At 51.4% G+C, this 13,308-nt stretch carries 9 protein-coding genes; 4 read left to right on the forward strand and 5 right to left on the reverse strand.

Annotated features, from left to right (window positions below):
- Window positions 1-193: 193 nt before the first annotated feature.
- A complete protein-coding gene (locus B4E62_RS01255; protein WP_331350752.1) occupies window positions 194-1,591 on the reverse strand; it encodes a PLP-dependent aminotransferase family protein in 1,398 nt (465 codons plus the stop codon).
- Between the two features lie 186 nt (window positions 1,592-1,777).
- Here B4E62_RS01255 and B4E62_RS01260 point away from each other — a divergent pair, with 186 nt between their 5' ends.
- Entirely contained in the window at window positions 1,778-2,590 is an 813-nt protein-coding gene (locus tag B4E62_RS01260) for a PhzF family phenazine biosynthesis protein (RefSeq protein WP_331350753.1), read from the forward strand.
- Window positions 2,583-3,497, forward strand: a complete 915-nt coding sequence (gene ilvE, locus B4E62_RS01265; RefSeq protein ID WP_331350754.1) for a branched-chain-amino-acid transaminase — start codon at window positions 2,583-2,585, stop codon at window positions 3,495-3,497. Before B4E62_RS01260 ends, ilvE begins: the two co-directional genes overlap by 8 nt.
- Before the next feature lie 37 nt (window positions 3,498-3,534).
- Here the strand turns inward: ilvE and B4E62_RS01270 are convergent, their stop codons facing one another.
- Entirely contained in the window at window positions 3,535-4,656 is a 1,122-nt protein-coding gene (locus tag B4E62_RS01270; protein ID WP_331350755.1) for an acyltransferase family protein, read from the reverse strand.
- Window positions 4,657-5,160: 504 nt separating this feature from the next.
- On the opposite strand from B4E62_RS01270, the gene purU reads away from it, so the two are divergent.
- The gene (purU, locus tag B4E62_RS01275; protein WP_310071918.1) at window positions 5,161-6,021 is read left to right on the forward strand and encodes a formyltetrahydrofolate deformylase; all 861 of its coding nucleotides are present in this window, start codon (window positions 5,161-5,163) and stop codon (window positions 6,019-6,021) included.
- Window positions 6,022-6,118: 97 nt separating this feature from the next.
- On the opposite strand, the gene B4E62_RS01280 is transcribed toward purU, so the two are convergent.
- Window positions 6,119-7,324 (reverse strand): MFS transporter, encoded by a 1,206-nt coding sequence (locus tag B4E62_RS01280; protein ID WP_331350756.1) that lies wholly within the window; start codon window positions 7,322-7,324, stop codon window positions 6,119-6,121.
- A gap of 178 nt (window positions 7,325-7,502) precedes the next feature.
- Between B4E62_RS01280 and B4E62_RS01285 the strand changes: the two genes are divergently transcribed.
- Window positions 7,503-7,943: a DUF4174 domain-containing protein gene (locus B4E62_RS01285; RefSeq protein ID WP_331350757.1), complete on the forward strand. Its 441-nt coding sequence runs from the start codon at window positions 7,503-7,505 to the stop codon at window positions 7,941-7,943.
- A 37-nt stretch (window positions 7,944-7,980) separates the two neighbouring features.
- On the opposite strand, the gene glgP is transcribed toward B4E62_RS01285, so the two are convergent.
- Both glgP and B4E62_RS01295 read right to left on the reverse strand, forming a co-directional pair.
- Entirely contained in the window at window positions 7,981-10,527 is a 2,547-nt protein-coding gene (gene glgP, locus B4E62_RS01290; protein WP_331350758.1) for an alpha-glucan family phosphorylase, read from the reverse strand.
- Window positions 10,514-13,300 carry an HAD-IC family P-type ATPase gene (locus B4E62_RS01295; protein ID WP_331350759.1) on the reverse strand — a complete coding sequence of 929 codons (2,787 nt, stop codon included), beginning with the start codon at window positions 13,298-13,300 and terminating at the stop codon, window positions 10,514-10,516. Before B4E62_RS01295 ends, glgP begins: the two co-directional genes overlap by 14 nt.
- Between the last annotated feature and the right edge of the window lie 8 nt (window positions 13,301-13,308).

Genomic DNA, 13,308 nt, shown 5'->3' on the forward strand with positions numbered 1-13,308 from the left:
GTTAGAAAAGCTGGGTTGTAAAATAGCGGCGTAATATACAGGAAGTTATCCAAAAATGCCCAAAGAAAAAGTGGTCAATTTCGTTAATCTATCGTTGTTAGGTTACAGCCAAGCGGCAAATGCATGCAGGCGGGCGATTTAACGTGATCTTGCCTAAGTAAATGCGGTGTCTGAACTTGAATCCTATCTACCGTCACAGTAGCCCCGCCAAACTCACCAATGCCCGTTCAATCCTATTTCCCCATACACAAGCGCACGAGAGCCGGATAAATTGCCGGTATTTTTGGCTCGCCGAAAAAATCGGCCCGGGTGCAATACTAATTCCTTGGCCCAATGCCTTGCGGGCCAGTGCAAAGCTATCCACATCGCCCGGCAGCTCCAGCCAAATCACAAAACCACCTTCCGGGCGCGAGATTTTAGTGCCCTCTGGAAAATAATGGACGATCGCATCGGTCATGCGCGCTACTGCCTGTGCATAATCCCCGCGTACGCGTCGCAAGTGACGCTCGTATTGCCCGTTTTCCAATAACTCGGTCACTGCCAGTTGCGGGATAGTGGTTGTCGCCAGATTCAGCACGTATTTCATGTACTCGACTTTATCCTGATAGCGCCCCGGCGCGATCCAGCCTACGCGCAAACCAGGTGACAGGGTTTTGGAAATCGAGCTGCACAGAATGACATTCTCATCCAAACCCTTGAGCAGCGAAGGGCGCGCATGGCTGAAACTCAAATCGCCGTAAATATCATCTTCAATCAGCGGAATTTCCCGCGCCTTGAGCATCGCCACTAGTTTTTGTTTGTGCGCATCTGGCATCAGGCAGCCGAGCGGGTTACTAAAGTTGGGCGTGACGACACACGCCTCTACCGGCCAGCGGCTGAGCGCCAATTCAAGCGCTTCCAACGACATACCTGAGTGCGGATTGGTAGGAATTTCTAACGCCTCCAAGCCCAGCGATTCGATGACTTGTAACAATCCATAAAAGGTCGGCGATTCGATGGCAACCACATCGCCCGGCGATGTCACCGCGCGCAACGCCAGTGTAAGCGCCTCTTGGCAGCCATTGGTGATTACCAGATTATCCGGGTGCACTGCGCAACCGGCATCAGCCAGGCGGCGCGATAAGTGCCGCCGTAGTTCCGGCGCGCCGGGGGAGAACTCATAGTTAGCAGTGCGCACCCGATACTGGCGCGCGGCCTTGGTAAGCGCCTGTTCTATCGCGCGGGTCGGCAAAAACTCCGCTGCGGGAACCGCCGCCCCCAGTTGCACAACAGCGGGGTCATTGGCCGCTTTAATTAATTGCAGCACCATATCCTGCCCGGTAACCGGAGCAGGGCGCATGGTGGTTACCACTATGCGCGGTGGAGCCGCTGCTGCGGCAGGTTTAGTTTTAACGTAAAACCCCGAGCGGTTGCGCACTTCCAGCAAACCCCAATCCTCGAGTTGGCGATAGGCTGCAATCACTGTGGCGATGCTCAAACCACGCAATAGCGCCTGATTGCGCACACCGGGCAAGCGGTCTCCCGATTGGAATCCGCCGGCGTTAATCAGGCTGGCCAGTTCATCGGCAAGTTTGCGGTAAAGAATGTCCATCCAAGCTCCATGCTCGCGCTCTATAGATACAGTTTCGATAAAAATCGATAGGTACAGATACAGTTAATCCTATCTGTACCGTATCAATTATATAAATTTGAAACTGTAATGGTTGTTGCACAACAAATACACTGCTTTTTCGAAAAACAATCACTACCACACTGCAAGGACATAACAGGAGGAGTCATGAGTCACCCACTATTTTTGGTCGATGCTTTTATTGCCACGCCGTTAAAAGAGGGGCCATTTAGCGGCAACCCCGCAGGTGTATGCATTCTGGATACAGAGCAGCCTGCCAGTTGGATGCAAAATGTTGCCTTGGAAATGAATCAGGCCGAAACAGCTTTTGTCCACAAGCGTGACGACGGCAGCTGGAACTTGCGCTGGTTCACCCCGCAGGTGGAAGTAAACCTATGCGGTCACGCCACTCTCGCTGTCGCTCATGCGCTTTGGCAGCACGGGGGTGAAAATGCCGCGATATTGGAATTTCACACCCTCAGTGGTCTGCTTTCCGCCAAACGAGTAGGCGATGAAATCCAACTGGATTTTCCCGCTGATTTCCCCCAGTCAGTCGCCACCGTTCCTCCTGCGCTTTTGCAATTACTCGGCGGCCAACCTCATTGGTTTGGGCAAGGTCGAGACGATTTAATCGCAGTGTTGGATTCGGCCGCTGCAGTACGCAACTTTGTGCCTAATGCAGAACAAATCGCCTCCTTCACCACACGCGGATTAATCCTCACCGCACCGGGCAATGCAGGTTCCGGCCTAGACATGGTCTCGCGTTTTTTTGCACCCAAGGTCGGCATCAATGAAGATCCCGTCACGGGTTCCGCGCATTGTTTACTCGCCTGCTACTGGGGCAATCGCCTCGACAAAACTCATTTGCGCGCGCAACAAGCATCACCGCGTGGCGGTTTATTAACGCTGGATTGGCAAAATGATCGCGTCCTAATAAGCGGCAAAGCCCGCACTATGCTGACTGGAGACTTTTATGGTTAATTTAAGCATGGTTGATTTAGCGATTGCCGAGCAGAAACTTACTGCAGCCACTCCGGTATGCTGGCGCAACGGCCAAATAGTCCCGCTCGAACAAGCGACCGTTTCTGTTTTCGATCACGGACTTTTATATGGCGATGGCGTATTCGAAGGAATACGTTTTTACAACGGGCGAGCATTTCGTTTGCAAGCGCACCTTGAGCGATTATTTCTCTCGGCGCGTGCGATTGCACTCAGCATTCCCTACAGCATCGAACAATTAACTCACGCTGTCATTGAAACCATTTCTGCCGCACCGGAAGCAAATGGTTATTTACGTTTAGTCGTCACGCGCGGCCCCGGCCCGTTAGGAATTGATCCCGCGCGTTGCCATTCGCCGGTAGTGTTTATCGTTGCCGATCGTTTGCAATTGGTGAGCGAAAGAGTGCGCAGCGAAGGTGCAAAAGTCATTATCGCCGCCACGCGCCGTTTAGGTGCTGATGGCCTAGACCCACGCATCAAAAGTTTGAATTATCTCAACCATATTCTCGCGCGCATGGAAGCCACCCACGCGGGCGCCGATGAAGCAATCTTGCTCAATAGCGCAGGCAGGATTGCAGAGGGTAGTGCGGATAACATTTTTATCGTGCAACGCGGCGAATTACTAACACCGCCCGTTATTGAAGGCGCACTCGACGGCATCACCCGCCAAGTGGTATTGGAACTCGCTGAAAAACTCGGCATAAAAGCGCGTGAAATTCCACTCGCTCCTTACGATTTATTCACCGCCGATGAATGCTTTCTCACGGGGACCGGAGCGGAGTTAATTCCAGTAGGATATGCAGATGGCCGCGAAATACCGGAGTGCCCCGGTCCGATTTATTCGCGGTTGGCGGCGGCGTTTAGGGAACTAGTGAATAAAGAAGTTTGAGAGTAGGTCTATGTTAGACGGGGGTACGGTTTTGGTGTCACATTTCTTCTTTCGCTATTTTTCGAGTGTGCCTGTAAAAAATTAGGGTGGTTATTTTTTGAAGTATTACTGCGGAGCATACGGCAATAGTAAAAAATATTAAGCACATAATGAGTGAATAAAACCATTGATCTTTTGCTATTGCATAATCTAGCCAAGGTTTTCTTAAAAATGCATTGACAAGGAATAGAGGCATTGAATAAGTTCCCATAAAAATTAATATTTTATTTGTGGTAAAAGAGGTTTGTATTTTTGGAAGGAGAGGAATGATAGCTGCTAAAAGTAATATCAGAAAAAAAAGATGACTAGTGTACCAAAATAGTAAGTATACGTTCCCCAATGAAAATGCCACAAAAGCAACAGGTATGATGAGATATGGAATTTTAATTGCTGAGCTATCATTTTTGGCCAAATATATACCTAGGCATATAACTGGAATGTGGGCAATAACGGTAAAAAATAAGGGCACCCCCTTAATGTTGGCGTTGAAAGATATAACTACAGTTAGTGCAAGCAAGGTGATAGCGATGAGGAATTGTGTACCATAACGGCATGTGCATTTTAAAAGTAACGGGAAAATAATGTAAAGCTGAAATATAAATGATAAAAACCACCAAGGACCAACAGGTATTAAAGCCTTGCCTGGTACAAAATTGGATAAAAGAGACAATCTAAGCAATAGATTGGTTTGATGTTCAATAATTATTTTGAGAGGATCAAAAGAATGGAATCTGTAAATGCTTGTGTAAGTTGCCCAGAATAAAATGGCGAGCAGAAATGCGGGATATATTTTTTTCAGCCTACTGAAAATGAAATACCAATATTTAATATTTTCCGATAGCATTTTCTTTGTAAGCCCATATGCACTTACAAAAACGAAAACTTGGACTCCAAAGTGACCAAAATATGAAAATAAAAAAACAGCAGAGTTCTCGGGCTCGCTTAGTATTAGATCGAATAGTAGGAATATTCTACCTGGATCAAAATAAAATTCATTTTCTCGTGGTGAGGGGAGAAGGTGCATAAAGTTGTGGAATACTATTAAAGTAATGGCAATTCCCTTTAGTATGAGAAGGTCTTTTTTACCTAATTCTTGCCAAAAAAAATTTTTGGGTATCATAAGATTCCATGTCTAAATAGGTGGATTGTAATAATTTACTAAAAAATGGATATAGGTGTCGTGGTTCTTGTTTCGGTGCAATATCGATAATCAATACAGTTGTCATAAATTGTTTAGCGTGAAATTTCAGAATATCTTACCCTCTAAAATGTCCCATGTAGCTCTTCTAGTCGATCTTCCTTGTCCTTAATGTGTTTTGCCGTTACTGATAATCAATTTGAGCGGTTAAGGTTTATCCGGTGAGTGTACCCAGTCCACCACTTATGATACTCAATGGTGTTTTGAGCTCCCATACGGTTGGAGTATCAATTGTTAGGTTGAAATTTAACCGTCTTTCCGTGGTAATAATAGCGGTTTTGCTGGTTGCTTACACAAATCAGTACAAGTAGCATGAGGCCTTTAGTTTCTTATGCGCTGGTTAGCTATGATTCTGTCAGGCTATTGCCGTCAATCGTCAGATTGCACCTTATTGTTAATTATTGAATTATACAAAGAGAAAATCACATGTCTGCTGTTAAGGAAATCGTTTTAACCTTTAGTTGTCAGGATTCCAAAGGCTTAGTGGCCGCTGTTGCTACCTTATTTGCTACCTTGGGTTTTAATATTAAAGAGTCTTCTCAATTTGAAGATGTGCAAAGTAACCGCTTTTTTATGCGCACCGTATTTGAGTGCCCGGTGGGTTACAACCTTGGGCAGATTCGCTCGCTGTTTAAGCCGCTCGGTGAACAGTATCAAATGGATTGGAATATTTTCGATAGCCACACCAAGCCGCGTGTGTTGATTGCAGTTTCCCAGTGGGGACATTGTTTGAATGCGCTACTTAATAGTTGGAAAAATGGCTCGCTGCCGATTGATATTGTGGGTGTTGTTTCTAACCACAATGTAATGCGCGATTTAACTGAATGGTATGAATTGCCGTTTCATTATTTACCGATTACTCCAGATACCAAAGCTGAACAAGAAGGGCAGTTGTGGCAATTGATGCAGGATTTGCAGGCGGAATTTTTGGTGCTCGCACGCTATATGCAAATTCTCTCCGACGATTTGTGCCGTAAATTAAATGGCCGTGCGATCAATATCCATCACTCGTTTTTACCGGGTTTTAAAGGTGCAAAACCTTATCACCAAGCTTTTGAGCGCGGTGTAAAACTGATCGGTGCGACCGCGCATTTTGTTACGGCCGATTTGGATGAAGGCCCGATTATCGAGCAATCTGTTGAACGTGTATCCCATGTGAATTCGCCGGATGAAATGGCGGAAATTGGGCGCGATATTGAGGCGGTGGTGTTGAACCGCGCGGTGCGCTGGCATGCTGAGCATCGGGTGTTGTTAAATGGCACCAAAACGGTGGTGTTTTCGCGATAAGACTTTTCATAAGTCTGTTGGTGAAGAAGTGTATTATAAAAAACGCGGCGATATGGTTATCGCCGCGTTTTTTATTGGAACCAATAATGTGGCTACACTATTTGCTAGTCGCTTTTTTAGCCGATGCTGCCAGCGCCAACAGCCCCAGCGCAACAATCCCAAACGACACATTCAAACTGCTCAACTCCGCGATAAAACCAATCACCGCTGGACCTGCCAATAATCCCGCATAACCCATACTGACCACTGCTGAAATTGCCAAGCCCATCGGCATGGAATCTTGATTGCCGGCGGCGGTAAATAGCACCGGCACTATGTTGGACGCGCCCACGCCGATTAGTGTAAAACCGATAAATGCGACGGCAGTAAAGGGGACAAATACGACGAATAAAAATCCTGTGGCGGCGCAGAGCCCGCCCCAAAGCACAACCCGGGTGCCGCCGAGGGCGTTAACAATTTTATCGCCAGTGAAACGGCCAATGGTCATAGCGACAGAGAAACAGGCATAGCCCAAACCGGCGTGGACAGGATCGATCTCGCGTACGCTGTTGAGGAATACAGCGCTCCAATCCAGCACCGCACCTTCCGATAAAAAGGCGATAAAACAGAGGCTGCCGAGCAGTAATACTTTGCCGCGCGGCAATACAAAAAAGGGTTCGCGTTCGCCGCTGATGTTGTCGGGGTTGTTGTCGTTATTGCTCTTGGGTAAAAGATCTTTTGCGCAATAGGCCAGCATCAGCAGCAATACGGAGGTGAGGCTCAAGAGCGCGTGAAAGGGCGATAAACCCAGCCACAACAATGCGCTCATTACCACTGCCCCGAATATCCCGCCCAAACTGTAAAAACCGTGGAAGCCCGACATCATCGCCCGGCCGCTGGCTTTTTCCACGACTACGGCTTGCATGTTCATGGCCACGTCGGTCGCGCCGAGCATCATCCCGAATATCAGCAAGTTAACAGCCATGCCCGGCACGCCGGGAGCGATCGCGAGGCACACCAAACTCAAACACATCAACAATAGGCTGCTGGTGATAACACGGCGGCACCCGTAGCGATTCACTAATAATCCCGTGACTGGCATGGCGAGTAGTGATCCAACACCAAAACACAGGATTAAGAGGCCGAGTGTGGATTCGCCAATCGCGAGGCGCGCTTTGACAAACGGAATCAGCGGCGCCCAAGCGGACATGGCGAGGCCAGTGATGAGGAAGGCGAAGCGGGTTGACATTTGTTGAGCGAACCCCAAGGTTTGGGGGGCTCCGGTGCTGAATGTCGCTGGAGCGGGTAGATCCTTGTCAAGCATAGGTTTTCTCAAATAACGGTTGTGAACTGCGGATAGTAAGTACTAAGGTGGGGGATAAAAAGTGATTGGTACTATAACATCGGGTCTGCATCGCCCGAGTGAGGATTTGTTAATTGCAAGCCGACTAAGGGCTTCGCCCGAGGCAAAAAAAGCCAATTACGCGCGGAGGGTAAAGTTTATGAGATCGGTTTTTATTTTTATCCTGAGTTTCTTCTCCATGTCTGTTGCTGTGAGCCAGGACAATCCTTTTGGTGTGTATCAGTGGCAATACAGGATTCTCGTAATTTATACAGCAGATAATTCCACTGACGAATTTCTTGGGCAGGTACAAGAATTTACTCAAAACAAGGATGCCTTTGAGGAGCGGGATTTGGTTGTTTTCCAGATTCACAATGATGTGCTTGTCGCCATGACCAAACAGCCTGAGATGGCAACTATAAACGCGTTGTCCGTCAAAACTGCCTTGGGTATTGCCAAGGATGATAAGTTTCAGGTGGTACTGATCGGTAAGGATGGTGGCATAAAGCTGCGAGAGAGTCAGATGGTTTCCAGCCAGAAGTTATTTACGTTAATTGACGGCATGCCCATGCGGCGCAGCGAAAAGAAAACCCCGAATTAAATCCTGAGGCCTACCTCTCCAGGTCATGTATTGATGATTACGTCTGCCAACAAATCAGAGTGGTCTCGATTGGCACTTGCACCTGTGGGTGAGCGGGAATCACCCGCAGGCTAAAATCGCCAGCGGGGCGGGCCTTCGGCAGCAAGCCGCTGTAGTGATAGGTGTTGGCGATACCGGCGCGGGTAAGTGTCAGGCTGATGCGTTCTGCGGGCTGTTTGCCCTCGTTATCGGCGATTGCCTCCACGGTAATATTGTCCGGTGTAATCGCCCCGAGGTAGATATTCACCTCCAACCGCCAGCCTGTCTCGGCGTCAGTGAAACTGCGCTCTCCGATATGAATTTCATGCCAATGCCTGTGTAAATGTCGCGTCCAGTCATTGAGGGTTTTGGCGAGCTGACCGTGGTTTTCAACCCGCGCCTGAAACGCCGTGGCGGCGGGTAGGTAATGCTTCTCGATGTATTCCTGCAGCATGCGATTACTGCTAAAACGCGGTGTGAGTTGCGCCATGCTGCTGCGCATCTGCTCAATCCATTCACGGGGTATGTCTTCGGCATCGCGCGCGTAAAAGCGCGGGATAATGTCGTTTTCCAACAGTCGATAAAGTTGCTCCGCGTCAGCGCTGTCTTGCGCAGGATCATGCTCCTCGCCGTCACCAAGCGCCCAGCCAAATTCCGCTTTGTAAGCCTCGGCCCACCAGCCATCCAATGTGGATAAATTCAATCCGCCATTAACCAGGATTTTCATCCCGCTGGTACCACTGGCTTCCCAGGGGCGGCGCGGGTTGTTAATCCACACATCCACACCTTGAACCAAATGTTGCGCGAGGCTGATGTCGTAATCTTCGATAAAGAGCAAATGCTCCGCTACCTCTGGCCGTAGCAAAAACCTCTGCCAACCCTGCAGTTTGGTTTTGCCGATAGTGTCGGCTGGATGCGCCTTGCCCGCGACAATCAACTGCACCGGGTATTTGGGATTACACAGGATACGTGCCAGTCGCTCAGGGTCATGCAGCAGTAAATCAGGGCGCTTGTACTCGGCGAAACGCCGCGCAAAACCCAGGGTGAGAATATTGGGGTCGAGCGGCAGTTCAATCGGAATCTCGCAGTTGGGGGAGCCCGGGGGCAGGTTGGTTTCAACGAGTACTTCATGGCGCCATTGGCGCGCGAAACGCTGGCGGGCGTAGTCCACCAAACGCGCCCGTCCGCTGGCGGCCATATGCCAGAGCTGTTGGTCAGTGACTTGTTGCAGGGCGTTGGGATTCATTTTTTGCAGGTCATCCCTCCACCGCTCTTTGCCATAGGCTTGGGTCCAGATGGCATCGGCTTCGGGGGAATCCCAGGTCGGCATATGTACGCCGTTAGTGACATGGCTTACGGGCACCTCGCGCTCGGGCCAGCGCGGAAATAAGGGTTGGAAGATCCGCTGGCTCACACGCCCGTGCAGTTCGCTTACGCCGTTGCTGTGCGCGCAAGTGCGCATAGCGAGATAGGCCATGTTAAAGGGTTCATTGGTATTTTTGGGATCGGCGCGCCCGAGGACCAGAATATCGTCCAGCGTCACCCCCATTGCCAGCGCCGATTCTCCCGCATAACGGCGCAATAATTCGGTGGGGTAGCGATCAAACCCGGCGGCAACGGGCGTATGAGTGGTAAACAAGTTGCCCGCGCGCGTTGCCCAGAGTGACTCCCAAAAGCTGGTGTTATTTTCCACGCTGAAGCTGCGGATGCGCTCAAGCGTGGCAAAGGCCGCGTGGCCTTCGTTCAGGTGGCAGATGTCGATATCCAACCCGAGCGTTTCAATCAGCCGCCAGCCGCCAATGCCCAGCGCGATTTCCTGCACCAGCCGCAGCTCGGTACCGCCACCGTAGAGTTTGCTGGTGATACCGCGGTCGTGTGGCTGATTGCAGGGATGATTGCTGTCGAGCAGATAAAGTTTTACTTTGCCGACCTGTGCTACCCAGATACGAAACCGCACCCGGCGGCATAAAAATCCGGTTTCGATATCCAGCCAGCGGCCATCGCTGTCGCGCAGGGGGCGGATGGGCAAACTGCCAGGGTCGTTATAGAGATAAGTTTCTTCCTGCCAGCCATCGCGGTTCATGCTTTGGCGAAAATAACCCTCTTGATACAAGAGCCCAATCCCCACCAGCGGCAGCCCCAAATCGCTCGCGGTTTTGAGATAGTCGCCAGCGAGAATACCCAACCCGCCAGCATAGAGCGGCAGGGCATCGCAAATGCCAAACTCCATACTGAAGTAGGCGATACCGCGCACCCCGGTGTTGGGTTTATCGGGTTGGTTGAGATAGGTGCGCGAGTACCAACCCGGGTCGAGCAGATAATATCGCCGTGCATCGACAACTTGCTGAAGTTGCGTAAGAAATACGGGGTCACCGGCGAGCCGTTCGAGTGTGGCACCGCTGGTGAGTTGCAGCACACTTACCGGGTTGCGGGTCTGCTCCCAAACCTCGGTATTCAGGCTGCACCAGAGTTGGTCGCTGGCGTGGTTCCAGTTCCAATGCAAGTCAGCGGCAAGCTCCTCCAGTATCAGCAGCGGCTCGGGTAGCAGGCGTTCAAAACCGGGCATGGGCTGATACTCCCTTGGTGATTTTGTTGTAACGTCGGGCGATAACTTTCTCCAGCTCGACCACCAGCAAGATCGGGCTGGTGGCAAGTGCAATGATCAGCCAATCCGCAAGGCTTAGAGCGGCGACGGCAAAAATGGTGTGGCTCAGAGGAAGATAGGTGAACAGCAACTGGAAGATAACTACCACAATAATCGCCAGGAGGCTGGGGCGTATGCCTTGCCAATACCGAGTGTGCCAGATCGAATCGTAAAACGTGCGCGCTGTCAGCAGATAAAAACATTCAAACAGCACTAGCGCATTCACCGCCATAGCGCGTGCCTGTTCGATACTCGCTCCCTGTTCCAGCTTCCAGCGAAACAGCGCAAATACGGTGGCGGCTCCCAGCCCACCGACCAGCAAAATCCGGTATAGCAACGCAGTGGTGAGTAAGCCCTGGCGGCGGTTACGCGGCGGGCGCGCCATGATGTTAGCCTCGCTCCGTTCAAATACCAGCGCCAACGCGAGGGTGACAGCGGTGATGGTGTTGACCCAGAGAATTTGCGCCGGGGTGATGGGTAGCATCCAGCCAAACACTATGGCGAGGATAATAATGCTCGCCTCGGCCAAGTCGGTCGGCAGGATAAAAGCGATGGATTTGACGATATTGTCGTAGATGGTGCGCCCTTCAGCGACGGCCTGCTCAATAGTGGCGAAGTTGTCATCGGTCAGCACAAAGGCGCTTGCCTCGCGCGCGGCGTCTGTCCCTTTCATGCCCATCGCGATGCCGATGTCAGCAGTGCGCAGGGCGGGGGCATCGTTAACCCCGTCACCGGTCATGGCAACCGTGTGGTGGCGTGTTTGTAAGGCTTCAACTAATTGCAATTTATTGGCGGGGCTGGTGCGCGCAAAAATGTCCACCGTTTCGGCGATCTGGCTGAAATCAGCGGAGCCCAGTAAGTCCAGTTCGGCACCGGTCATCACCCGTTTGGCATTGAGCCCTAGCTCCTTACCGATGGCAGCTGCAGTGACCGGATTGTCGCCGGTAATCATCATCACCCGGATGCCGGCACTGTGGCAGGTATCAATCGCGGCAATTGCCTCGGGGCGGGGCGGATCGCTCAAACCGGCGAGTGCCACCATCACCAGGCCTTCGTCCATATCCTGGTGTGTTAGCGATTGCTGGTCGTCGGGAAGATGTTTGTAGGCCAGCGCCATTACCCGCATGCCTTGCGCGGCCAGATTATTGAGTTGCTGTAGCCAGTAAGTTTTATCTAGCGGCTCATTTCCGGTGATACCTAACTGCCATTGGCAAAGTTCCAGCAGCCGGTCGGGCGCCCCTTTTACGGCCATGGTTTGGGCACCATTTTCAGCGCTGTTTGATACCGCCATGTAACGCTTTTCCGACTCAAACGGAAGTGCATCCAGCCTCGGCCTCAGTTGTGCCCGCTCAGCGGACAGGCCAAATTTGAGCGCCAACACGTAGAGTGCCCCTTCGGTTGGGTCGCCATGCAGCTGCCAACGATTGTTGTCATGTGTGAGGTTGGCGTCGTTGCATAACAGCGCGATGCGGCAGGCGCTGGCCAACTGCTGATCATCAGTGTGAATTGAGCTGGCGTGGTGTTCACCCTTGCGGCGGAAATCCCCGCGCGGTTCATAGCCTTCGCCACTGATCAGATAATGGTTATTGGCGGTAATCAACTGGCGCGCAGTCATGGCATTGGCGGTAAGGGTGCCGGTTTTATCGGTGCAGATCACATCCACCGAACCCAGCACTTCCACTGCGGGCAGGCGGCGCACCAGCGCATGTTCCGTTGCCATGCGCCCCACACCCAATGCCAAGGCAATAGTCACTATTGCGGGTAGTCCTTCAGGAATGGCGGCGACGGCGATACCAATGGCCGCCTGGAACATCTGCGCGATAGTGTAGTCGCGCATCAAAATACCAAAGGCCATAGTTGCTGCCGTCACCACCAAAATCACGAATGTCAGCTGCTGTGCGAGTTTGCCTAGCTGGCGCTGTAAGGGTGTTTCAGTGACTTCGACTTTCTGCACGAGTTTATTGATAGCGCCGATTTGAGTACGGCTGCCAGTGTTAACTACCAGCCCGCGCGCAGTGCCTTGCGTCACTAGCGTGCCCATGTAGGCCATGTTGTGGCGCTCTGCCAGTAAGGTGTCGGCTGGGAGCGTAGTTGTTTTTTTGGAGGTGGATTGGGATTCACCGGTCAGCAGGGCTTCATCGCAGCGCAGCTCCCTGACTTCAATCAAGCGTAAATCAGCGGGTACGCGATCACCCGCTTGCAACATCACCAAGTCACCCGGCACCAGATGGCTGCTGTCAATAGTGATGCCGGCGCTCACCATGCCCGCATTGCTGCGCACCACCATGCATAGGCTTTTGCTCAACGACATAATTGCGCGCAGTGCCGCTTCGGCTTTTCCTTCTTGCACATAACCTATGCCAGCATTGATCAACATGACGGTAAAAATCACGCCTGCGTCGATCCAATGCTGGAGCAGCAGGCTAATCGCCGAGCTAATTAACAACACGTAAATAAACAGGTTGTGGAATTGCCGCAACCAGCGGCGCCAAGCGGGAGTTGGTGGCGTAACCGGCAATTGGTTGTCGCCCCAGCGCCTACGCCTTGCAGTGGCCTCAGCCTCGGTGAGGCCAACGGCGCTGCAATTAAGCACGCTAAATAATTGTTCTGGTGTTTGGGCGTGGGCGTCATCCACTAATGGGGGATCTTTTAGTGAGGGCGAATCGTCGGCGGTTGAATCAGTGATGCTATCCATCGAACTAT

Origin of the sequence: Cellvibrio sp. UBA7671 (assembly GCA_002483145.1) — a bacterium.
GTDB lineage: Bacteria > Pseudomonadota > Gammaproteobacteria > Pseudomonadales > Cellvibrionaceae > Cellvibrio > Cellvibrio fibrivorans.